The 21,920-nt window shown below is 65.7% G+C and carries 27 protein-coding genes and 1 tRNA gene; 5 read left to right on the forward strand and 23 right to left on the reverse strand.

Going from position 1 to position 21,920, the window contains the following annotated elements; all coding sequences use genetic code 11:
* Positions 1 to 6 precede the first annotated feature (6 nt).
* Both AC6LKG_RS10330 and AC6LKG_RS10335 read right to left on the reverse strand, forming a co-directional pair.
* Positions 7 to 1,464 (reverse strand): phospholipase D-like domain-containing protein, encoded by a 1,458-nt coding sequence (locus tag AC6LKG_RS10330; RefSeq protein WP_498164227.1) that lies wholly within the window; start codon positions 1,462 to 1,464, stop codon positions 7 to 9.
* Between the two features lie 9 nt (positions 1,465 to 1,473).
* Positions 1,474 to 1,806, reverse strand: coding sequence for an ElaB/YgaM/YqjD family protein (locus AC6LKG_RS10335; protein ID WP_498164228.1), 333 nt, complete (start codon positions 1,804 to 1,806; stop codon positions 1,474 to 1,476).
* A 371-nt stretch (positions 1,807 to 2,177) separates the two neighbouring features.
* Here AC6LKG_RS10335 and egtD point away from each other — a divergent pair, with 371 nt between their 5' ends.
* The 3 genes from egtD (at position 2,178) to AC6LKG_RS10350 (ending at position 4,754) form a co-directional block, all read left to right on the forward strand.
* On the forward strand, positions 2,178 to 3,155 hold the full coding sequence (gene egtD / locus AC6LKG_RS10340; protein ID WP_498164229.1) for an L-histidine N(alpha)-methyltransferase: 978 nt from the start codon (positions 2,178 to 2,180) through the stop codon (positions 3,153 to 3,155).
* 35 nt (positions 3,156 to 3,190) lie between these two features.
* Entirely contained in the window at positions 3,191 to 4,507 is a 1,317-nt protein-coding gene (gene egtB / locus AC6LKG_RS10345) for an ergothioneine biosynthesis protein EgtB (RefSeq protein ID WP_498164230.1), read from the forward strand.
* A 170-nt stretch (positions 4,508 to 4,677) separates the two neighbouring features.
* A tRNA-Met gene (locus tag AC6LKG_RS10350) sits at positions 4,678 to 4,754 on the forward strand.
* A 106-nt stretch (positions 4,755 to 4,860) separates the two neighbouring features.
* Here AC6LKG_RS10350 and AC6LKG_RS10355 read toward each other — a convergent pair.
* The 3 genes from AC6LKG_RS10355 to AC6LKG_RS10365 form a co-directional block, all read right to left on the reverse strand.
* A complete protein-coding gene (locus AC6LKG_RS10355) occupies positions 4,861 to 5,769 on the reverse strand; it encodes a hypothetical protein (protein ID WP_498164231.1) in 909 nt (302 codons plus the stop codon).
* A gap of 167 nt (positions 5,770 to 5,936) precedes the next feature.
* Positions 5,937 to 6,128, reverse strand: coding sequence for a hypothetical protein (locus tag AC6LKG_RS10360; RefSeq protein WP_498164232.1), 192 nt, complete (start codon positions 6,126 to 6,128; stop codon positions 5,937 to 5,939).
* A 137-nt stretch (positions 6,129 to 6,265) separates the two neighbouring features.
* Positions 6,266 to 6,508 (reverse strand): hypothetical protein, encoded by a 243-nt coding sequence (locus AC6LKG_RS10365; RefSeq protein WP_498164233.1) that lies wholly within the window; start codon positions 6,506 to 6,508, stop codon positions 6,266 to 6,268.
* Between the two features lie 250 nt (positions 6,509 to 6,758).
* Between AC6LKG_RS10365 and AC6LKG_RS10370 the strand changes: the two genes are divergently transcribed.
* Positions 6,759 to 6,950 carry a hypothetical protein gene (locus AC6LKG_RS10370; protein ID WP_175135849.1) on the forward strand — a complete coding sequence of 64 codons (192 nt, stop codon included), beginning with the start codon at positions 6,759 to 6,761 and terminating at the stop codon, positions 6,948 to 6,950.
* 48 nt (positions 6,951 to 6,998) lie between these two features.
* Here the strand turns inward: AC6LKG_RS10370 and yddG are convergent, their stop codons facing one another.
* Both yddG and AC6LKG_RS10380 read right to left on the reverse strand, forming a co-directional pair.
* The gene (yddG, locus tag AC6LKG_RS10375; RefSeq protein ID WP_498164234.1) at positions 6,999 to 7,907 is read right to left on the reverse strand and encodes an aromatic amino acid DMT transporter YddG; all 909 of its coding nucleotides are present in this window, start codon (positions 7,905 to 7,907) and stop codon (positions 6,999 to 7,001) included.
* Positions 7,908 to 7,999: 92 nt separating this feature from the next.
* Entirely contained in the window at positions 8,000 to 9,574 is a 1,575-nt protein-coding gene (locus AC6LKG_RS10380; RefSeq protein WP_498164235.1) for a diguanylate cyclase, read from the reverse strand.
* Between the two features lie 126 nt (positions 9,575 to 9,700).
* Between AC6LKG_RS10380 and AC6LKG_RS10385 the strand changes: the two genes are divergently transcribed.
* Positions 9,701 to 9,961 carry a hypothetical protein gene (locus tag AC6LKG_RS10385; RefSeq protein WP_498164236.1) on the forward strand — a complete coding sequence of 87 codons (261 nt, stop codon included), beginning with the start codon at positions 9,701 to 9,703 and terminating at the stop codon, positions 9,959 to 9,961.
* Positions 9,962 to 10,167: 206 nt separating this feature from the next.
* Here AC6LKG_RS10385 and AC6LKG_RS10390 read toward each other — a convergent pair whose 3' ends face one another.
* The 16 genes from AC6LKG_RS10390 to AC6LKG_RS10465 form a co-directional block, all read right to left on the reverse strand.
* Complete coding sequence (locus tag AC6LKG_RS10390) at positions 10,168 to 10,698, reverse strand: hypothetical protein (protein ID WP_498164237.1); 531 nt, start codon at positions 10,696 to 10,698, stop codon at positions 10,168 to 10,170.
* Positions 10,688 to 11,179 (reverse strand): hypothetical protein, encoded by a 492-nt coding sequence (locus tag AC6LKG_RS10395; protein WP_498164238.1) that lies wholly within the window; start codon positions 11,177 to 11,179, stop codon positions 10,688 to 10,690. Before AC6LKG_RS10395 ends, AC6LKG_RS10390 begins: the two co-directional genes overlap by 11 nt.
* A 75-nt stretch (positions 11,180 to 11,254) precedes the next feature.
* Positions 11,255 to 11,704 (reverse strand): tail fiber assembly protein, encoded by a 450-nt coding sequence (locus AC6LKG_RS10400; protein WP_498164239.1) that lies wholly within the window; start codon positions 11,702 to 11,704, stop codon positions 11,255 to 11,257.
* An 11-nt stretch (positions 11,705 to 11,715) separates the two neighbouring features.
* Complete coding sequence (locus AC6LKG_RS10405) at positions 11,716 to 12,747, reverse strand: tail fiber protein (RefSeq protein WP_498164240.1); 1,032 nt, start codon at positions 12,745 to 12,747, stop codon at positions 11,716 to 11,718.
* 14 nt (positions 12,748 to 12,761) lie between these two features.
* The gene (locus tag AC6LKG_RS10410) at positions 12,762 to 13,427 is read right to left on the reverse strand and encodes a DUF2612 domain-containing protein (protein ID WP_498164241.1); all 666 of its coding nucleotides are present in this window, start codon (positions 13,425 to 13,427) and stop codon (positions 12,762 to 12,764) included.
* 1 nt (position 13,428) lies between these two features.
* On the reverse strand, positions 13,429 to 14,610 hold the full coding sequence (locus tag AC6LKG_RS10415; RefSeq protein ID WP_498164242.1) for a baseplate J/gp47 family protein: 1,182 nt from the start codon (positions 14,608 to 14,610) through the stop codon (positions 13,429 to 13,431).
* On the reverse strand, positions 14,607 to 14,960 hold the full coding sequence (locus AC6LKG_RS10420; protein WP_498164243.1) for a contractile injection system sheath initiator: 354 nt from the start codon (positions 14,958 to 14,960) through the stop codon (positions 14,607 to 14,609). Before AC6LKG_RS10420 ends, AC6LKG_RS10415 begins: the two co-directional genes overlap by 4 nt.
* A gap of 8 nt (positions 14,961 to 14,968) precedes the next feature.
* Complete coding sequence (locus AC6LKG_RS10425; RefSeq protein ID WP_498164244.1) at positions 14,969 to 15,712, reverse strand: Gp138 family membrane-puncturing spike protein; 744 nt, start codon at positions 15,710 to 15,712, stop codon at positions 14,969 to 14,971.
* Between the two features lie 34 nt (positions 15,713 to 15,746).
* Positions 15,747 to 16,775, reverse strand: coding sequence for a phage protein (locus AC6LKG_RS10430; protein WP_498164245.1), 1,029 nt, complete (start codon positions 16,773 to 16,775; stop codon positions 15,747 to 15,749).
* Between the two features lies 1 nt (position 16,776).
* Positions 16,777 to 17,076, reverse strand: coding sequence for a phage baseplate plug family protein (locus AC6LKG_RS10435; protein ID WP_498164246.1), 300 nt, complete (start codon positions 17,074 to 17,076; stop codon positions 16,777 to 16,779).
* A gap of 9 nt (positions 17,077 to 17,085) precedes the next feature.
* A complete protein-coding gene (locus AC6LKG_RS10440) occupies positions 17,086 to 17,685 on the reverse strand; it encodes a phage baseplate protein (protein WP_498164247.1) in 600 nt (199 codons plus the stop codon).
* Complete coding sequence (locus tag AC6LKG_RS10445) at positions 17,678 to 19,351, reverse strand: phage tail protein (protein WP_498164248.1); 1,674 nt, start codon at positions 19,349 to 19,351, stop codon at positions 17,678 to 17,680. The genes AC6LKG_RS10440 and AC6LKG_RS10445 overlap by 8 nt, the downstream gene beginning before the upstream one ends.
* Positions 19,344 to 19,502 carry a DUF6889 family protein gene (locus AC6LKG_RS10450; RefSeq protein WP_498164249.1) on the reverse strand — a complete coding sequence of 53 codons (159 nt, stop codon included), beginning with the start codon at positions 19,500 to 19,502 and terminating at the stop codon, positions 19,344 to 19,346. Before AC6LKG_RS10450 ends, AC6LKG_RS10445 begins: the two co-directional genes overlap by 8 nt.
* A 26-nt stretch (positions 19,503 to 19,528) precedes the next feature.
* Positions 19,529 to 19,978 (reverse strand): phage tail assembly chaperone, encoded by a 450-nt coding sequence (locus AC6LKG_RS10455; protein ID WP_498164250.1) that lies wholly within the window; start codon positions 19,976 to 19,978, stop codon positions 19,529 to 19,531.
* A gap of 3 nt (positions 19,979 to 19,981) precedes the next feature.
* Entirely contained in the window at positions 19,982 to 20,422 is a 441-nt protein-coding gene (locus AC6LKG_RS10460; RefSeq protein WP_498164251.1) for a tail tube family protein, read from the reverse strand.
* Positions 20,423 to 20,435: 13 nt separating this feature from the next.
* A complete protein-coding gene (locus tag AC6LKG_RS10465) occupies positions 20,436 to 21,911 on the reverse strand; it encodes a DUF3383 domain-containing protein (RefSeq protein WP_498164252.1) in 1,476 nt (491 codons plus the stop codon).
* Between the last annotated feature and the right edge of the window lie 9 nt (positions 21,912 to 21,920).

Here is a 21,920-nt window from a genome sequence, read left to right on the forward strand (position 1 = left end):
CAAGCGCTACAGCCAGCGCTCGAACAGCCGCGAAAAGAATTCCATGAAGCGGTCATCCACGCCCCGGGCCCGCCAGGCCTCGGGGCTGATCCGCACCGAGGCGGCCACATCGCGCTGGAACAGCGCCTCCATCTCGGCGCCGAAGTCCGCCCCCAGCACAACCGCGTTGACCTCGTAGTTCAACGCGAAGCTGCGCCAGTCCATGTTGCTCGATCCGACCGTGGACCAAACGCCGTCCACCACCGCCGTCTTGGCATGCAACAGCGCATCGCGCCTTTCGTAGAGCTTCACGCCGGCCTGCAACAGCCGGCTGTAGTGCGAACGGCCTGCGTGCAATACCAGCGACGAATCGCTGAAACCGGGCAACACCAGCACCACGTCCACACCGCGCCGCGCCGCGGCCGCCAAGGCATCGACGAAGGCCGGATCCGGCACGAAATAAGCCATGGTGATGTGGATCGAACGCTGCGCGCTTTCGAACGCGGACATGAGCGTGAGATAGACCGTATAGCCATCGCCGCGGTCGGGCTGGTTGGCCAGGATCCGCACCCGCGTCGGCCCCGTGGCCGGCGCGATGACCACCCCGCCGCCCCGCAAAGGTTCCTCCGCCTGGGATCGCCACCCGGCCTCGATCACGGCTTCAAGTTGCGCCACGGCCGGTCCGTCGATGCGCAGATGCGTGTCGCGCCAGGGCGCGCTGGCGGCATCGGTGCGTTCGCCATCCGCGCCACTCGGAGCCGAGCCTCCTCCGGATGGCGATGATGCATACACGGCGCTGACGTTGATGCCTCCCAGGTAGCCGACCTTGCCGTCCACCACCAGGATCTTGCGATGATTGCGCTGATTGGGCGACCAGCCGGCGCGGCCGCCGCCGACCGGACTGACCGGGTTGAAAACGGCAACCTGCACGCCGGCATCGCGCAGGCGCTGGAAGAGCGCATCCGGTGTATTGATGGTACCCACCGCATCCACCATCAAGGCCACATCGGCGCCGCGGCGCCGGGCCGCGATCAAGGCCTGGGCAAAGCGCGCGCCTTCCTCATCGTCATCGAAGATGTAGGTTTCCATGTGGACATAGCGCCGCGCCTGGGCAATCGAACGCAGCATGGCCTGATAGGTGCCAGGGCCATCGGCCAGCAGGCGCACGCGATTGCCGGCCACCAGCGGCGCGCCGCTGACCGCCTCTTCCACCGCCAGGTGGCGCGCCAGGAAATCATCCCGCGAATTGCGTGGATCCGCCGCGATAGCCTGGCCGCGGCGGTAGCTGTCGCGGGCCGAATCGGCCGACAACCCGACCTGGGCCTGGCGCGCGGCGCGCTCTTGCGCATCCGGCACACTGGCACAGGCGGCAAGCAGCGCGATGCCACCGGCCAGTACCGCGGCGCGCCATGCGAGCCGCCAGCCGGCGCCCGCCGCGCGGACCGCCGCGCGCGATAGACCCGGCGGAGCCGGCGGCGACCTCATGGCGCGCGCTCAGCGCCGGTTGGCCAACAGGCAGCAGCCCAGCAACACCCCCACCAGCGTGGCCACGCCGACCGATTTCCAGGCGTGTTCATGGACGTATTCATCGGCATAGGCCCTGGCGCGGCGAGCCCGCTCCCGTGCCAACCCTTCCCAATCGCCCGCGGACTCGCGCGCATCGGCCAATTGCTGCTTCAGGCGCGCGCGCGCCGCCTCGATTTCGGACCCCGTATACGAGGCCGTCGAGCGCAGCAGATCCTCGGTACCGGCCAGCAACTCGTGGAAGCTGTCGTTGACGCGTTCACGATGCAGGGCCATTTCAGCGCGTTGATGCTTTCGATTCATGGTCGCTCCTTTTGCTTGGGGTTGCACGGGACCTGCCGGCACGGCCCATCGCCGCTGCCGGCGCGGGCCAGACGGCGCGCCGGATTCTCGCCGAACGGCTGCCGTCCAGGCCATGACCCATTGTGGCCATTCCCGGCGTTTCGCGCCCGAGCTTTGGCAACCAGCCGTTAACCGATATTTCTGTGGCGCGGCACTTGCTGAGCAGCCCACGCCGACAGGCCCACGCCCGTGGCGACGCCCACAGGTTCGACCGACCGATTTGGTAAAAGTCCATTGCATTTCAGCGGCTTAGACTTGACACCGGAACCCCTCTGGCCGCCACAATAAGCCTTTGCAATGCGCTTCACCCGCCTCACAAAGGAACTGAACGCATGGTTTCTACCTCCGCCCTGCCTGCTGGTGCCGATCCGCATTTCCTGGCGCCCCCGCTCGCACCCCCCCGTCCCGAACAGCAAGAGCTGCGCGACGGTTTGCTGGACAATCCCGCCCATATCGACCCCAAATTCCTGTACGACGCGCTCGGCTCATCCCTATTCACCGCCATCACCCAGTTGCCCGAGTATTACCCGACCCGTTGCGAGGCCGAGATCTTCGAGCGCCACGGCCAGGATATTGCGCGGTGTGTCGGGCCGGTGCAGACCATGATCGACCTGGGCGCGGGCGACTGTGCCAAAGCCGAGCGGCTGTTCGCCAGCCTGCGGCCACGCCACTATGTGCCTATCGACATCTCCGTCGACTACCTCCAGTCAGCCGTGCGCAGATTGCGCCTGTCCTATCCGGACCTGCGCATCAGCCCGATCGGGTTGGACTTCTCCCAGGCGCTGGCATTGCCGCCGGAGATCGCTCCCGAGCAACGCCTGTTCTTCTACCCAGGTTCCAGCATCGGCAATCTGGATCCGGCGGCGGCGCTCGCCATGCTGCGTCGCATCCGGCGCCAGTGCGCCGGCGGCGGGCTGCTGGTAGGCGTTGACCGCGTCAAGCCCAGACAGGTGCTGGAGCCGGCCTACGACGACGCCCTGCACCTGACGGCCGCCTTCAATCTGAACCTGCTGCGCCACGTCAATGGCGTACTCGGCAGCGATTTCGACGTCGACGACTGGCGCCATGTGGCGCTGTTCAACAGCGACCACTCGCGCATCGAAATGCACCTGCAAGCGCGCCATGCCGTTACCGTCACCTGGCCCGGCGATGCCCGCCACTTCGCCCCGGGCGAACGCATCCACACTGAAAACTCGTACAAGTTCGCGCCCCAGGCCTTTGCCGAATTGCTGCGTCGCGCGGGCTTCGACGGCATCGAACACTGGTCGGATGCGCGCGGCTGGTTTTCGGTTTTCAGTGCCCGCGCCTGACGCGTCCGCCCGCAACCCGCCAATGGAGGATCGCCATGGAACCTGCCTGCCTGCTGACCCACCCCGCCAGCGGCCCCTACGCGGCCGGACAAGCGGGCCAGCATGATCGCTACGATGCCGTGCGCGCCACCACCACGGCGCTCGCGGCGCCGCTGAGCCCCGAGGACTGCCAGGCGCAGTCCATGCCGGACTGCAGCCCGGTCAAATGGCATCTGGCGCACACCACCTGGTTCTTCGAGACCTTTCTGCTGTCCCATTTCGCGCCACAGGTCGCAGTGTTCCATCCGCAGTACCGCATGCTGTTCAATTCGTACTACAACGCGGTCGGCGCCAAGCACCCGCGACCGCAACGCGGTCTGCTGACCCGCCCGCCACTGGCCGACGTGATGCGCTACCGCCAGCATGTGGACCAGGCCATGCATGCGCTGATCGCGCGGCTGGGCGGCAACGACCCGGCCTTCGACGCATTGCTCGAATTGGGCTTGAACCACGAGCAACAGCACCAGGAGCTGATCCTGACGGACCTCAAGCACCTGTTGTATGCCAATCCATTGCGACCCGCCTATGTGGCGTCGGGCTCGCCGGCCCTGCCGCCGGGCACGCCTGCCGGATGGACGCATTACGCCGGCGGCATAACCCGCGTCGGCCATGATGGCGGCGGCTTCGCCTTCGACAACGAAGGCCCCGCGCATGACGTGCTGCTGCGCCCTTTCCATCTGGCCAACCGCCTGGTGACGCAGCATGAGTACCTGGCGTTCATCCGCGACGGCGGCTACAAGCGGCCCGAGCTGTGGCTGTCGCTGGGCTGGGAACGCGTCTGTGCCGAAGGCTGGCGCGCTCCCTTGTACTGGGAAGGCCAGCGCGATGACTGGCGCGTCTTCACGCTGCACGGCATGCAGGAACTGGAGCTGCAGGCGCCGGTGACCCACATCAGCTATTACGAGGCGGATGCGTACGCGCGCTGGGCCCGGGTACGCCTGCCACGCGAAGCGGAATGGGAGCACGCGGCCCGGCAGTTGCCCGACACCGCCTGGTCGAGCCGGGCCAACTTGCTGGAAAATGGCCATCTCGATCCGCGCCCCGCGCCCGCCCGCCTGGGCGCCCATGGGCCCGCGCAGTTGTATGGCGATACCTGGGAATGGACCGCCAGTGCCTATGACGCCTATCCCGGCTTCAAGCCGGATGCGGGAGCCGTGGGTGAGTACAACGGCAAATTCATGTGCAATCAGTTCGTGCTGCGCGGCGGCTCCTGCGCCACCCCTCGCGGCCATCTTCGGCCCAGCTATCGCAACTTCTTCCCGCCGGAAGCCCGCTGGCAATTCTCCGGCATTCGTCTGGCCCGGGACGACTGAGGCGAAGGCATAAGAAAAAACACGGGGGCAGTTGCATTGCAAAAATGTTCCGTGCTAGAATTTCTTTCTTCGTTGCTTTTCTTACTTAGCAGGTCAGCAGACGTGGCTTGGTAGGAATGTTCCCAGGGTAATACCCGAGGATGATGCAAATCACGCAGCGACGATAGGATGGCGCATTAGCTCAGCCGGTTAGAGCGACGGAATCATAATCCGCAGGTCCCCTGTTCGAATCAGGGATGCGCCACCAGAGAATTCAAAGGCCTTCACTTCGGTGAAGGCCTTTTTCATTTTCCCGGCCTGTCGCCCCACGGCGCGGCGGTGCCAGACCGGCAGGAGCGTTGCCGTGAGCCATGCTACGGCTTGAACGGTAAATCGCGACGCCGTCCACCCCAGGTAGCACACAGGCTGGCCACGAAAGCGCCGATCAACATGGACGCGAAGCCCCATAGCGCCAGGGTCGCGGCCGCCTTGCGTGCCTGGTCGGCCGCGGCGCGCGCCTCGCGCTTGGCATCCTCGAGAGCCTGGCGGGCCTTTTGCAACGTCTGGTTGACGCGCTGCTGCGCCGCGGCCGGATCAATGCCTGCCTGGGCCGCGACCACCTTGGCGACATAGTCGCGGTCCGCCGGCGCCATCTCGCCGCGCGCCAGGCTCATCGCAACGATGCGCCCCACTTCGGCTCGCGCCGCGGCGCGGTCGCCGCCAGCCTCGGGACGATCGGAACGCAAGAGCAGGTCAGTGAAGTAATCGCCGGCATGATCCATGTCACCGGCCGCACCGGCAGCCGCGGTCGCGGTCACCGCCGCCCCGGCTCCGGCCGCCACCGAGGCCCCGGCCTTGGCCGCGCCCGACGCCAGGGTGGCCAACGCCGAGCCCAGCAGCGCCGCGCTGACAACGGCGCTCAACGCCCACACCAGGAAGCCGTGCGCGGTATCGCGAAAGTACACCTCGTCAATGTGCGCATCGACCCATTTGGTCCGCAAGCGGCCGGCGACATAGCCGCCAATCCCGTAGGCCACGACTTGCGTGAACAGCATCCAGGCAATGATCCCGATGCCTACCGCCGGAGCCGACAGCCCCTCGTCGCCCCAAGGCGAGACCGACAGCAGACCCAGGCCAGAGCCGCCCGCCAAGAGGGCCAGCGACAGCGCCGCGGCGATCACCGCGCCGGCCAGCACCGCCGCCCAGGAGACCGCGGACACGGTCGATTCGCGCACCGGAATTGCGCCATCATGGGCGCGGCTTGCCGATATTGCATTTTCCATGGTCGTTTCCTTGTTCAGGTCGCGCGGCCATTGCCGCGCGGCGTCAAACCGACTATCAATGCCAGAACAGCGCCAGCAGGATGATGATTGGGATGGGCACGCCGAGCAGCCATAGCAAAATGGAACGCATGCGGACCTCCTTGTTGGTCAGGGGATGGATCGGCCGATCAAGCCAGATCGATGGTGCCCGGCGCGCGCGGATCGGGCGCGGGCGGCGTTATATCGGGCGGGGCGGGATCGTCGGGCGCCGGATTCGGACGCGCGGGCGGATCGTCCCGGGAAGGCTTGCCCGGCAACGGCGGATCGTCGGCGGGGGCCTCATCCGGTGCACCCGGGGGACGGTGGGAAGCGTGCTGCATGGTGGATCTCCTCGTCGGCGCCAAACGCGCCTGCCCCACGAGTCAGCAAGCGCCGTGCCCAGCCCCCCCTTTCCGAAAGCCGGATGCAAAAAAGCCCTCGATCGAGGGCTGTGCAGGCGCTGGCGGGGACACTGGCGTCAGGGTCCGGGCGACCGGCGTTCGTCGCGATTGCGGCCGTCGGCGCCGAGAAATTCCACCACGGCTGCCTTGCCGGCGGCCGAGGCCTCGTCCTGGCTGGGGTAGCGGCGTTCGGAATAATTGGTGCTGCGCACATTGCCCGTGTCCGGGTCCAGCAAGGTGATGATCCAGGCGAACTCGCCCGGCAGCAATTGCCTGACCTGCAATGTGGCGCGGGTACCGGGGCGGAGTCGTTGCGGCATGATGGCGCGGCTTGGAAAATGAGTCGACACCGCCATCGTAGCCCAACGCGCAGCCCTCGCGGCGGTCCGAAAATGCTGCGACGCACACTGATTTCATGCTGCGGGGTGCGCGGCAAAAACGCCACATCGCGCGCCCGTAGCCTGGAAAACCCTAGCGCCATGCCTCCCAATACAGGCGCACAATCAGACCAAACACCTAGACCGTACCAGCGGCGCCGCAATCCCTTAATCAGGCGAGGACGGAGACATCATGACTTACGTAGCAGTGGTAATCAGCTGTTTGATGGTTGTGGGTATCGTCGCGTTGGTGGTGCAAACGATTCAAAGCGCGGGCCCCGAGCCCTGGCTGAAGATATCGGCGGCGATTGTCAGTTCCCTGTTCGCTTCCCTTTTGCTCATTCCGCTGGGCTACGCCGTGGCGCAGACCATGGTATTGGACTGAGCCAGTCGCCGCGTCGCGGCTGGCGCCCGGCCCGGCTCCGGCCCCAGGCTAACCGCCCCGGGCCGGACGACCGCGCGTTGCCGCCCAGCAGATCAGCGAACCGGCGGTCACCATGGCCACGCCTTGCCAGAAGGCCGCGCTCAGACGGGTAGACAGCCACAACGCCGCGAAAAAAGTCGACAGCACCGGCGTGAAATACGAAGCCGTGGCCAACAGCGTCAGATTGCCTTTCAGAATGCCCAGGTTCCATAACGCGTAACCGGCCGCCATGGCGCCGCCCGTCACGCACAGTTCCAGCACGGCGGCGCCGTCGAAGGCCAGCGGCGGTTCGGCGCTAAAGCCGTATTTGATCCACAGCGTCGTCGCGGTCAATATGAAGAACAGCGCAACGCCATTCTTGCCGTCCGCGTAGCGCTTGGTGACGTTGCAGTAAACAGCCCATATGATGGCGCCGCTGAATGCCAGGCCATAACTGAGCGGATTGCTCGAGACATTGGCGACCACGCCTTGCCACGAGATGCCGCCATCGCCGCCAACCACCCAGACGATGCCGCACAGTGACAGCGCAATGCCCGGCACGACCCAGGCACCGGCGCGCTGGCCGTTGATCAGTATCGCCAGGATGACGGTCAAGCACGGCCAGAGGTAATTGACTATGCCCAGTTCGATGGCCTGGCCACGGTTGGCGGCAAATCCCAGCGACAGCGACAGGCAGATTTCGTAGGCGACGAACAGAACGCTGCCGGACAGCAGATAGCGGCGCGGAAACGTGCCCACACGGGGAAGTCCCAACAGCAGTACCAGGAACAGCGAACCGACGGTGTAGATCAGGGCCGCGCCGCCGATCGGTCCGAAGCGCTCGCTGACACTACGGATCAGGCCAACGACGGTGCCCCAGAGCAGGACAGCCATCAGACCCGCGCACGTCGCCGTCTTCCGGCTGTGAACGAATTGCATTACTTTTTCCGACTGCCCGATTTACAACCGCTGCGCCGCGCCGGACAACACGCGCCGCAACGACGCAGTTTAGCGAAAACCGGAAACGGGTCTCAGCCGTCGGATGCCACCCGCCGCTTGCCCAGGCCCTTGGCCCGGTACAGGGCGACATCGGCACGCTCCAGCAACTGCAACATGGTGCCCCCGGACTGCGGGTACACGGCGATCCCGATGCTGGCAGATACCGCCACCCGGATCTTTGGATACGGCAGCGACAGGCTTTCGACCAGCGCTTCGGCAACCGCCTGGGCCCCGTCGAGATCGGTTTCCAACAACAGCACGGCGAACTCGTCGCCTCCCAGCCGCGCCGCCACGTCCGAAACGCGGATGGCGCGAGCCATGCGATCGGCCGCCTCTTTCAGCACGGTGTCGCCGGCAGCGTGGCCGTGCAGGTCATTGACGGACTTGAAGCCATCCAGGTCGATCGCGAGAATGGCGAATGACTGCCCGCTACGCTGCGCCACCGCCAACTCGCGCAGCACCAGTTCGCCGAACAGCACCCGGTTGCATAGTCCAGTGAGGGGATCGTAGTGCGCCAGATGCTGCGCGCGCGCCAGCATGCGCGAGGCCTGCAGCAACGCCGTGCCCACTTCCTCGGCTTCCTTGACGCGGGTGTCGGGCAGTTCGACGGTCCGGCCATCCCCCAGCGCCAGCGCAGGCCCCACCAGTCCCTGTACCGCCGAGGTCAGGCGATTGGCCAGCCGTAACGCCAGCCACAGGCCCAACCCGAATGCCGCCAAGGTTCCCAGCGCCAGCCAGGCGATCGAACGATACAGATCGGTCGTCACCAGCGTCATCGGCGCGCCGGCGGCGACCGTCCAACCCGTCAGGGCGGAACGGTTGAAGGCGGTATAGACCGGCGTACCCTCCTTGGTGGTGGTCTCGAGCGAACCTTCGCTTTCCGCCCGCACCGCCCGCGCCAGCGCCGGCACGGCCTTCTGGCCGACGAACCTTGCCGTATCGCGAGTGCGCGCGATGATGGTGCCGTCCTTGTCCAGTACCGCCGCCACCCAGCCATCCGGCAGGCCGCGGCGCCCCAGCACGTTGCCGATGCGCTCCGGCGACAGGCCCACATTGAGACTGTATATGACGTCCTGGCCGCGCACCACCGGCACTCCGAGCGCAAGCGTCGGGGCATGGCTGACCGCGCCGGTGAACAGGCTGCTCAACACAGGCTCGCGAGCCCGGAAAACCGTGGCCAGCTCTTGTGACACCGCCGACTGCGGCAATGCCGTGCCGTAAGGCACCAAGGTGTTGAGTACCTGATGCCCTGTCTTGTCGGTCAGCACGTAGCTGTCGACGATCTGGAACTTGATCGTTTCGCGGGCACGCTGGTGGAATCCGGCCAGGTCGCCGCCAATCAGGTCGGGAGAGGTCGCCAGCATCTGCAAACCCGCCTCGACCCCGGTCATTTCCCGGTCGAGAATGGCGGTCAGGTTGCGGGCCAGGAAAATCGTGTCGCGGAAAATCCGCTCTTTCTGGATCAGGTAGCTTTCATAGACGGCAATCGACGCCACCACCAGCGCCGGCGCGATACAGGCGAACACCAGCGCCAGCAAACCGGTCCGCATCGAATACCGGTAGCGCGGACGAACCCGCGTGGCCGCCAGGATTTCGCCGTCAGCCATGTTATTTTTCCCGCCGCGGGCGCGCCGGGCAAGACGTTTGCCGACACCACACTTTCTGACTCATGGCGCCTCTCCTGGAACTGTCAGCCGGACGCCAAGTCCAGCAGGACGGAAAACCAGAAATTATTGCAGATCCAGACCACGACCCACCTGTCGATCACCCATTCCGTGCCGGCGAGCCGGTTTGCCTTCAACGGAAAATCGCGTCCCCAATTTACCTCAAAAACAGAGCCTGGCAACCATCTCGTTGTGAACCAGTATCTGCCGCCGAACCGCCGCCGGCGTCGCATCGACCTCGGCCGCGGAATTGAAGTACACCGGCCGGGCATGATCGCAGTACTCAATCCCTGTCCGGGGGGCGAGCGGCGCGCACCCACCCAGACTTGAGGCGATCAACCACGGCATCGTCATTGCGGCGGGCCACCGTTTCCTCCACATCCCTGCTCTCCTTGCGGGCCTGTGCGGCCCGCTCCTGGAGGCGGGCCGCACTGTCCGAGCGTTCCTGCGCCCGGCCCATGGCCCGCCCCCGACAATACGCCCCGGCCACGGCCGCCAGGGCCGCCAGCACCGCCGCCATCAGGCCGAGGCCCCGCTTAATCCACTGCTGCAACATCGCTCGCCCTCCTGTCCGCTCGCCCACGGACGGCCGCGACGGCCTGTTGATACAGACCGCTCCAGCTATCGGGCCAGGGTTTGCCGGGGCGCCAGGTGCGCAGGTACAGCGCCCAGGCCGCCGCCGTCTCTCCGACTGGCGGCAACGCCCGCGGATCGGTCCACAACAGCAGTCGCGCGACACCGGCAGCCAGTACATCGTCGTATTCGAGCGCGGCGTAGACCGCATCCGGATCGCAGGCCACACTGCGCGCCTGGCACAGCAGCGCCAGGTAATCCCGGCTGGCGGCATGCAGATACACCCCCCACACGCCGCCGCGGCTGGCGCGGGTGCCCTTCTCGAACTGCCAGAAGCCACGCGCCGGCCCGCCGATCTGGCGTCGGTACACGAAGCGGCTTTCCTGCAACCCGACCGCCAACAGCATGCAGCGCGCCTCGTCGGTGCCCATGCGCGCGGGCAATAGCGCCAACGCCGGGCGCAGCGCGAATTCCATGACCTGGTCAAGCGTCATGTCCGTCCTCCTTGTCCGATTGAATCTCCACGCCGAGCGTCTTGCGCCGGATATCCACCGCCCAATCCACCAGGTCCTGGTTCTGCAACTTGGCGGTCAGGCGCAGGTAGGCGCCCAATACCCACCATGCCGGCAGTCCCGCCAGCAGCATGCAGGGGCCGAGCACATAGAACATGGCGAGCAGCCCATCCTCGCCCAGCCCGGTACGTTGCGCCATCCAGTACGCGGACGACATGATGTCGGGCATCCATGCGATCATGCCGATCGCAAGCAACGGCCCGAACAGAAAAGAACTGACCACCGTACAGGCGGTGCGCGCGACGAACTCGCGCGGTGTTCGCGGCGGCATCAGCAACATGCCGATCAACGCCGCCATCGCCGCCGGCATGCCGAAGGCCAGCGCAATTTTCAGGGCGGCAAATCCGCCCAAACCCGTTGATCCCGGTTCCATGGTTACACCGCTCCTGTCGACGGTGCGCATTGCTGCCTCCCGTGAGCATCAGCGCTCTCGACGAAAAAAATCCCGCCTGAGCGGGAATCGATGCGGCTCAATCAATCAGGCCGGTTCAACCGGCCAGTCAATCGTTGCCGGAAAGCCTGTCTGCCCGGATACTCGGTTCAATAGAACCCGATAGTTCTTCCAGGCCATCAGGGACGTCCGTTCGACCTCGGTTGCGATGTCGAGGTCAACTGCATCCTGCAACGGCGCAATGTGCTGCGCCGCGCGTGCCAACAGTGCATCGCGCCGAGCGCGTGCGCCTCGCTCTTGTTGCTCGTCGTTCGGCAAGGCCGGTTGAAAGGGCAAATTGGGATCAGGAAGAGCCTCTGCCGACCACCGCCCGTCCACGACTCTGTAGCGCTTGTCATTTTCCATGCTTTCGGGTGGCGCGATGTCAACTGCGCCGCCCGGCATCAGAAACACACCTGGCTCGAGGGGAGACATGTCGGCGATAGCCGGGCCCACATAGAAGCCATCGGAATTCAGTTGCGAAACGATCTTTTCCATGAAGAATCTCCTTAGTATTTGATGCAAGCGAGCAGTGAAACGTTGCGCGGGCGAACGGAGGCCAGCGATGCAGTAGTGCCCATAGTCACGTAGGACCATCCAGCGAGGAATGAACCAGTTCCACTAGTCATATCGAAGCCTTCGGTGTAGGCATCTCCTACTTTGAACGAAGCGCTACCGTTTTCGGTGCTGTACCGCCATTCACCGCTACCCGAAAGATACGGAAAAGATGGATTGCTGACGGAACCAATCACACGCGATGCGCGCTGACTCGTTGCCAACTGTCGTCCAACGTCTGCCCCACGTCCATCGTCCCATCCCCGCACGAACTCGCCACGCAAATCAGGCAGCACAATGTAGGCGCCGGTAATGCTGCGCGAATTCGCCGGATCGGCAGCATTGCTGCAGCGATACCCCACCTGCGCTGTGGCATTCAATGCATCGCCGCAATAGATCGCCGAGGCCATGGCAGCGTATGCACTGACCGAAGCTGCCGCGCCATTGGCCCGCATCCACCCGTACGGCACTTTCGAAAATGGGAAATAGGCGATCTGGCCCGACAATGGCGAACGGTAGCCGGTGTGAAATGCAGAAGTCCCCCAGGTCCAGACTTCACTGCACTCCGCGACGATGATGGGCCCCACGTCCTGCGTCGGCAGCGCATTGATCGAGTAGACCCTCGGAAAATTGCCCGCCACGAAAGCCGTCGTCGCGACGCGGGTGCTCTTGTCACTGGCGGCCGGCGTCGGGGCCGTCGGCGTTCCCGTCAGCGCTGGCGACTCCGCCAGCGCCGCCACGAATTTGGCCTGCAGCGCGGCCAGGTCGCCGTCGTCCAGCACGTCCTGGCCGGCCTTGTCGGCGATGTACTGGCCGATCATGGCGGCCACGAAGGACGCCTGGCGCCAGACGGTGTTGAGTTCCTTGGATTTGGCCGTGCCGGCCGCGAAGCCGCCCAGCCTGGCGGCCAGCGCCTGGTAGTCCTCGGGAGCGAGCACGTTGGCGCCGGGCACGGTGCCGAAGGGAAGAATTTGATTGATAGCCACGGAATTTTCCTTATTCAACCGGCAAAAAGCGAACCCCAGAGTCCGCTGTCGAACCCCGAGATGTAGTGGTTTTGAACGTCAAAACCGAACAGAGGCCCCTCTTGCGAGGGGATGACGTAGTAGCTGATGCGCACGCCCTCCGGCTTGAGCGGGATGTACCCGCCCGTCAGCAGTGCCAGGAACAGCGCGGACGGCGGCGTGCCGGCGACGCCGATATCCACCGACATGTCGCCGTTGTCCTGAATGAACACGTGCGTGCCGCCACCGAAGATGCGGTCCAGGATCGCCGCCGATGTCTCCAGGGTGCCGTCCCAATGATTCGCCCCGATCTTGGCGCGCAGCAGCAGGCGGTAGGTATCGTCGTCCAGCTCGGTCAGGCCGCTGTCCGGATCGAACGGGCCTTGCCACACGCCCTGGTCGAAGCCCAGGCCGTCGATGTCGTGCGAGAAGTACACGTTGGCGATCGGTGTGTTGACCCTGCGGTCCAGCCCCACCCAGCGCCCCACGGCGTCCAACTGCGCGCCGATGGCCCGGTCCAGGTCGAACGCCGCCGGCATGCCGCCATATAGCTCGCGCACGCCTGCGGCCGCGCCGCACAGCATGGCGACCGTGGCACGGAAACGGGGCTTGGCGCGATGGTAGGCAGACAGCCGCGCGATATAGTCGTCAGAGTTGGCCATGTCAGGTCACCGTGAGTGTCACGTCGTCCGGCGTTGCCGCGGCGGCTTCGTTGAAGGCCAGCGGCACGTCCGGCGCGCCGTTGCCGGCCGGGCCGCGCAGGGTCAGGCCGGATATCTTGAACATGCCATTGCCGGGCACGCTGTTGGCTGCGGAGATGGCGTCGGCCCACTCCACCGAGGCGCTGGCGCCGCCGCCGATCGCCACGCCATTGATGTAGTCCGCGATCGCCTGCCGCACTGCCAGCCCGATGGCCGTGGTGTAGCCTGGCAGCGCACGCATCTGCACCTGCACCGAGAGCGGCACGAGGGTGGGCCGGAAAAAGCGGATGCGATGCGCAATGCCGTAGATGTCCGTCACCACCACCGTGGTGGTGCCGTGCGTGCCGGTGCCGGGCGTCTTTTTGGCGGCGATCGCCTGGGCGATCCGCGCCGCGTCGCCGCCATCGACCACCAGGGCAATGCTGTGCGGCGGCAGACCATGCGCGTCGGCCGCTGCGGTATCGTTCTCGAAGGCGGCATGGCGCAACACGCCGGGCACCGATGCCACCGCGCCGATGGTGCCTTCCAGCACGCTGCGCGATGGCAGGGCCACCGACATGGCCTGTCGCACCCGCAGGGCGGCATCGCTCTCGACCGGCGCCCCCGGCGTCGCCGCGGCTGGATTCTCGACGGACTGCCAGCCCAGCGTCGGCGTGCCAATCTGGTTGATGCTGCCCGCCGCCGCGGTCACGGCGCCCAGCGTCTGGCTCAGCGCCGTGACGGTGATCTCGCCATCCGGCGGAATGGTCACGCTGGCCGGCAGCAGCCAGCGGCCGCGGTTGGCATCGGTGGCCACGCCATCGACGATGGTGACGCCACCCTGCCCCACGATGCGCAGGTCCACGGACGAGCGCGTCGCCACGCCACGGGCCAGGCCGTTGATCTTGACGTTGCTCGACAGCGCCGCATCGGCAGCGGTGGCGGGCGAGAACGCGTTGTACACATTGATTGCGGCCGTGTTGGCCTCATGGACGGCCAGGGCGAACACGGCCAGCAATTGGCCGTCCTGGCTGTCCGCCTCGAGATAGGTATCCGCGCCATAGATGCCGCGGTATTGCTGCTTGAAATACTGCAGCACCTCACCGTAGCTCGGTGCGCGTATGCCTGCGGCGTCGATGACCGGGCCCGTGGAAAGAATCGTCATAATGCCGCCTGCACAAGGGTCGTGCCGTAAATGGTTGAAATGGATGCCGTCACGCTCAAGCCGCGGGTATCCGGGTCGAGCTGGCTCGAATATTCGGCCAGGCCGGTCACGCCGGCCGTGCCCAGGATGCGCTGGCGTATGGCCCAGTCGTAGCCGGCTCTGGGCTGCTTGCCCAGCACCTCGCCGTTCCAAGGCGTGCCTTCGGTCACGTCCAGGAACCATTCACCGCGCGCCAGCATCAGCCGCGTCTTGACAGCCTGCGCCACGGTCTCGGCCGTGTCGCGGTGGAAGTCGGCCCGTGACGAGCCAAACGCATAGTCGCCAGCGGCGTCCAGTTTTCGGTAGCGCATGGGAGTCCTCAGTTGGGCGGTGTCGTCACCGCGTTGGCCCCTTGGGCGATATGGGTATGGGTGTCGTCCACCCGTTTGCCGTTGGCCAGGATCTGGCCGATCACGTTCAATACGCCGGTGATCTGGGCGGTGTTGCCCTGGCCGCCACTACCGACCAGCCCGGCCAGGTAGCTCAACAGGCCGTTCACCAGCACCTGGCCGGAAAACTCGGACACCGGCGCGACAACCTCGAAGCCGCCCGGCGCCACGACCTTGACCTTGCCGGCGGCAGGATCCAGTTCCAGAAAAGTCGAGCCATCGTCGCTGCGCAACTGTGTCGTGGTCGTGCTGACCGCGGGCAACACCCGCGGCTGCGACCGCACCCCCACGTAGACAAAGCCATCGGACAGGTCATGCATCCGCACCTCGGCCTGATCCTGCACCTGGCCCGATTGCCACCAGGCGTCGATGCAGCGCGACGCGAACACCACCAGGCATTCGTCGCCGCGGGCCACCGGGAAAGTCAGCGTGCAATTGCCGCCTGCGGGAAAATACACGGGGCAATCCACCAGCAGCGGCAGCGCCACGCTTTGCTGCCGCCCCTCTGGCGTGGTGACGCGCGCCCGGATGGCCGGTTGCGCGGTGCATGTCATCGCCACCGGGTCGAACTCGCCGATGATGGCCGGCATGGCCGTCCAGGTTTGCGCCAGCGCGCCGCGCAGCGCGGCGTCGATCGCGCTTTCCGGATCGTTCAAATTCTCTAGTCGATTCATGAATCATCCTGCTGAAATGAAGCCGGACGGCCCGCTACTTGACGACACTGGCCGGTTTGGCCGCATCGCCCTGCGTACCCGCCCGTCCCAGATCGCCCGGGAACAGCGTTGCATCGGTGGCCAGGCACAGGACGTCCGTGTACCAGTCGTTGTCGCGGGTGTGACCGCGATGCGCGACTTCCATCACGTAGTAATAGCCGTCGCTGCTGATACGGGCCGGCTCGCTGCGATCGGTCTTGGCCGCATCCTTGCTCCGGGTCCGATCCTCGAAGCCGTATTCGGCGATGCGGCTGTTGTCCAGATTGATGAGCCCGCCCACGCGAATACTGGGGTTGAGCAACATGCTGAGCTTGATGCCCTTTTCGGTCTGTTCGGGCATGCCGACCAGGCCTGTGTCGTGGGAAACGACAGGCACCGAGCCCGGCACGTAGGCGGTTTCGGGCACTACCACCACTTTGCCGTCCTGGATGCTCCACAGCGTGTTGGCGCTGCCGCAGACGTCCTGCATGTAGTTGCGTACCATGCCCGACATCACGGCCCCGCGGATCGAGGTCTTGCCGCCCAGGTCGGGGACGTAGCCCTGCCTGACGCCATAGGGATTCATCGCCGAGCACAGCAGCCGCACCTTGTCGGCGCGGCTGCTGCCCTTCCGCAACGTGGCGTTGATCACCGCGAAGTTGTAGGCCTTGTCGCCGTCCGCCGCCGTGATATCCAGCACGGTCTCGGTATCGCCCGAACCGCCCCATTTGGCCCGCACCACGTTGCCGTGGAAGATCACCCCGTAATTGCCTTCATAGCCGGCCTGCAGCACCACCCGGGTGAACTCGCGTTGCACCATGCTGGCGGTTTCGCGGCTGGCATTCATCACCTTGATGGTGGCGGTATTGGGCGATTTGGCATCGTTGCGCTTGATGGCGAAGCTGAAACTCAGCGCCGACAGATCGAGGGCCTCTTCGTCGCCGACGATCAGCGATACCTTCCTGCGCCACTGGCGCACCCCCTCGTCGTCGTCCACCGGATCGCCATACACGGCGATCGGCTCCATTGTCGTGGTCGTGGCCATGTCAGTCCGCCACCCAATAAAGCTTGGCGCCACGGCCCAAGTCGGTGAACGTCGGCGTGTCGTCGGGCGATTCCGCCCCCGTCACCCGCAATCCTCCCGCGAATCCGAGGTGCCGATATTGACCCAGCAGGTTCAGGCCGGTCACCAGCGGAATGCCGGACACCAGCGGCTGGCCGAGGTCATCGGCCACATCCAGGATCCAGCCGTCGCGATACTGCAAGGTCAACCGATAGTCGTCGCCACCCAGCGAAATCGCGAACACCTGCGGAATCGGCGACACGGGTATCTCGAAATAGTTCATGCGCATCTCCTATGTCCAATACAGCGACCCGCCGCCGAACGGCGTCGCGGGCCGGGGAGTCTTCACGCCCAGGCTCTGCGTTTCCGCGGTCTTCTCTTTCTCTTTCTGGTCCGCGTAAGGCGGCAGCGATGTGCTGCGGGTGCGCGCCACCACCACTTCGCGCAGCGTCACCGTCGCGAACACGGCGCCGAAAGCGTCCTTGCTGGTGTCGACCGAAATCTTCTCGATCAACATGTCGCTGTAGCGCCGCCGGCTGGTGACCACAGTCACCGGCTCGCGCGACTCCTGCAGGCTGAGCAACTGGGAATAGATGGCGGTCGCATAGTCGTCGGCCGCGGCCTTGCCATTGGCCACGTCCTTGGCCTCCGCCCCCACGAGCGCCTGGTACGAGGCGTTGCTCCAGGCGCACTTCAGGATCAGCGTCAGCGGCTGCTTGAAAGCATGGTCGCTGATCGCCGATTTGCCATACGGGCCCGACTCCACCGGGTGGCTGGTGATCTTGAGAACGTCCTCATGAGACTCGCTCAGGGTCGCCTCCACCACGATGTCGCCGATTTTCTTCGACAGCAGGCCAACCATGTCGGCGCCCGCGATTTTCAAGTCAGCCATAAGATCCCTGCAGGTTGCGCGTCAGGTCGGCATTGACCCGGCTCTGTTGATTGGCCACCGCCTCTCCGGTGGCGCCCGGATCGCTCGACCCATTGACGTAGATATTCGTGGTGGCATTGATGGAAACGGATGCGGGCGCGGGCGCCGCCAATACACCGCCGGCCGTCTCGCTCGTGGCGAAGCCAGAGCGGTAGTCGCGCCACGGCTCGACCCGGGCACCGTCCATGTGCTCGGGCCGGATGCCGGTGTCCGGAAGGTTGAAACCCGGCAAGGGCTGTCCTGACGGGAAGCCCGGCGTGCCCTCCAGGGATTTCAGCGTGCCATCGCCCAACGACCTGGGGTACAGCAACAGCCCCGCGCCCACGGCCGCAGGCGAACTTGCCACGCCACGGACCACGGCCTTGGCGCCATCGGCGATGCGACCGATCCACGAACCGGCTGCCTCCCACAGGGACTTGCCCCATTGCAGCGCTGTCTGCCCCGCGGCCTTGACCCCGTCGACCACCAGCGCGCCACCGCGCGCCGCCATGTTGCCCAACCAGGACCATGCCGCGCTCGCCATGCCACCGAGCTGCGTCATCGCCGCGCGGCCCAATGACGTTATCCCGCCGATGACTCCGCGCACGAAGCCGCTGGTTGCCGACCAGGCATTTCTCACATGGCCACCGACGGTGCCGGCCAGGGAACCCAGGCTGGTCCCCAGCCTGCCGATGAGCGAGCGCATGCCTCCCATCCGCGACACCAGCCCGACCAGCGCGCCGACCACGCCGCCACCGCCCAGCGCCAGGAACCCACCGACCAGCAGCAAGACCTGGGAGCTAAGCCCCCCGGTAATGCCATCCAGCCAGGTGAACAGGCTGATTACCGGTCCCAGCAGCGACATCAACGACAGGACGAAATTGCCGATCTCGCCCAGCCGCGTGCCCGCCATCTCGCCGTTATCCTTGAACCAGGCCGCAACCCCATCGAGCGTCTGCTGCAGTTTCGGCCCCATGGTCAACAGTGCCTGCGCGAACATCGCGTCGACGGAGACACTCAACTGACGCACGGTCGACATCAGTTGGTGGGCACGCTCGCCGGCGGCCTCGATCCTGCTGTTTTCCTCGGAATCGCGCTGCACGGACAGGCGCTGTCCGAATTCGGGAGCGCGCAGCGCCTCCATGACGTCGGCCTCCAGCCCCAGGCTCTTGCCCGTCTCCCGGGCCTGGGTCGGATCCATGCGCTTGAGTACGTCACTCAACTCCAGCATCAGGTCGGCGCTGTCGCGCTGGCCGCCCGCGCCATCGCTCGAGGTGATGTGCAGCTTTTCCAGCAGGGCCGCGATCGCGGGATCGTCACGCACGTTGCGGTGCAGTGCCTGGACGCCGTTGCGCATCGACTCGGCGGAAACTCCGAAGTCCTGCGCCACCGCCTCCAGCGCCCGCATGTCCTTGCCCGTGGTGCCGCCCAGCTTGGCGGCGAAATAGCCTTGCTCGAACTGGGCAATCTTGTTCTCGGCGAAGTCGACAACGCTCTTCGCCCGTCCGGCGAATACCGCCAGCGCATCGGCCAGGCTCTGCTTGCGCGAGTCGCCGATGGTCTTCTTGAGGTCGTTCAGATCTTCCTTGTCGAGTTTGAGTGGGCCCATCAGCCCCGACAGGTCGATGAGCACGGGTGTATTAGCCATTTTTCTCTGCCATGTGGCGGCGGTACGCTTCCGCCTTGTTGTCTGCCCGCACCAACAGCGCGTCGTTCAGGAGCGCGATGTCGGCCAGGTCCAGGGTGCCGTCCTTGAGGGACTCGTACTTGCAGAGCCCCTCGAGGACTGGCGCCAGCAACCAGTCCTCGCCACCGGGCAGGCTCTTCAGCCAGCCTGTGTCGCCTCGGGGCTGCCGCTCTGGCTGGTAAGCAGCCCTTGTATAAAAGGCCCGAGGCTTCCGACGATGACGCGCAGCGTCAGCGGCAACATGACCGCCAGGTCGATGTCCGGGAACATCGGCACACGCTGGCTGGCCGACCAGATGGCGGTCCAGCCATGTTCCTGCCGCCGCTGGACCGCCTGCATGCAGGCGTCCAGCACATAGTCGGCGTCCTCGTCCTTCATCGCCGCCAGGCCATCGGCCAGCGGCTGCAGGACATCGGCCATGCCGCCCGGATCCTCGGTGATCCCGCGCCCGCCCGCCGCGAGGCGGACGAACACGGGAATCAGCGTAGGAACGATCGGAGCGATGCGGCGCGACACATGGAACTGTTGCTTGGCGCTCAGTTTCCCGATGGAGTAACGGTGGCCGTTCAGATCAAGTTCCTGCGCCATGGCTTAGTAGGTTCCCAGGACCGTGTCGATCTTCGCGGCGTCGAAGGTCCACTTCACCACGTCGCCGTCCTTCTTGTAGGTAAGATCGGGCTTCTTGCTGAACGCGCACGAACGGCACGCCGTCACGTCGCCCGTGGCCGGGTTGGTGATGGTGATCAGGTTCTTGCCCCACAGGCGGCTGTCCAGCGACTGGGCGTCGTACAGGGCCTGCAGTTGGGCGTTGACCGGCGAGGTCTTCAGGTAGCTCAGTGTCACGGTGCCGCTCTTGTCGGCCCGCAACGTATGCATGATCTCGCCATCGGCCCCAACCGTCATGGCGCTTTTCTCGGCCTTGGCGGCGATGGCGATGCCTTCATCGGCCACGCCCGAGCCGGAACCCAGCGAAATCACCCCGCCCGGGCCCACGAGACTGGCGCTGATATCAGCGAACGAATAGGTAGACATCTGCTACTCCTGTTTAGCGGTTGACCGTGACCAGAACGTCGACGGTATGAATGGCGCCGGCTTCCTTGGCGGCGACCTGAAACGGGACGGCCTTGCGCGCTTCGCGGTCGGCCTGCGACTGGGTGGCAATCGCCGGCGCGTAGACGTAGTAGCCCTTGGCCAGCGTGTCGCCCTGCTTGAGGGCGCCGAAGCCGGCCGAGTTCCACACGCCCGGGGCCAGGTAGCCGTTGTTGACGGCGGCCTCGCACGCGGCCTCGATCACCGCGGCGATCAACTGGTTGCCGGCGTCGGTCTGCGGCACCTTGGTCGGGCTGGTGTACAGCAGGTTGTAGACGTCGGTCTGGACGCGGTTGCGGAACCAGATCGCGTTGTAGACCGAGTCGATGAAGATGCCGCTGGGCGTCACGCCGTACTGGATGATGGCCGTGTCGTTGTCGTAGTTGACGAACACGTTGCAGTGCTTGGCGGCCAGCGTGTCGGCCTGGCTGCTGGTCAGGGTCTCGGCGACGATGCCGGGCTCCTGCTTGTACATCAGCGTGATGGTGGTGTTGTTGGCGTTGAAGTTCACCGTCAGCATGCGGCCCAGCAGCGAGGCCACCGCGTAGGGGCTGGCGCTGGAGAACTGCACGATCGAGTACTTGTACTTCAGCGCCTTCAACTGGCTGGCGATGTCGTCCTGATTGGTCGGATCCAGCACCTGCGGCGCCTGGGTCGACACGCCGTACAGGTGGCGCTGGTCGGCTTCGATCAGCCCGGCCACGGCCAGATGCTGGGCATCGCTGATATCGGCATCGGCGAAAGCCAGGCCCAGGAACTTGTTGGCGAAGCGATCCAGGAACAACGCCACCGCGTCCACCGGCGTTTCGGCGGCAATGCCGCTGACCGGCGCCGCTGCCTGGGCGGCGGTCAGGCCGAGCATCGACGAAATGTCGGTGCCGGCGCCAGCGGCCGACGCGTAGCCCAAGGTCGAGGTGGCGCCCGCGGTGTTGGAAGTCACGACGAACTGCGCGCCGTTCCACACCACGGCAGCCGAAGCCAGGGCCGTCGAGATGATGGTGGCGACGCCGTTCAGGTTGGTGGCGCCGGAGAAGTCCAGGCCGTTGACCGTCTTGGCGGCGCCGTCGACCGACAGCGTGAAGGCGCCCGCGGTGACCGCGGTCCAGGCCGACATCTGTTTCTCGGCGGCCGACAGCACGGCGCCGCGCAGCGTGGCCGACGTGGCGCCCTTGGCCCAGCGGCCGATGTAAAGCTGCGAAGGCTGGGGCGTCTGCTGGAAGTACAGCAGGGCCGCTCGGTACTCCGGCGCGGCGGTGCCGAAATCGGCGGCGACGGCATCGATGCCGCCATAGGAGCGCATGCGCTCGCCGGTGTCGATGACCGCGGACGAGCCCAACAGCAGCGCGGTGTTCAGGCTCGCGCCCTGTGCCGCGAGCGGCGACATATTGATCGTGACATTGATCAGGCGTGATACCGGCAATCCATTAGCCATGGTAAATCC

This window comes from Achromobacter sp. 46006 (genome assembly GCF_059761975.1).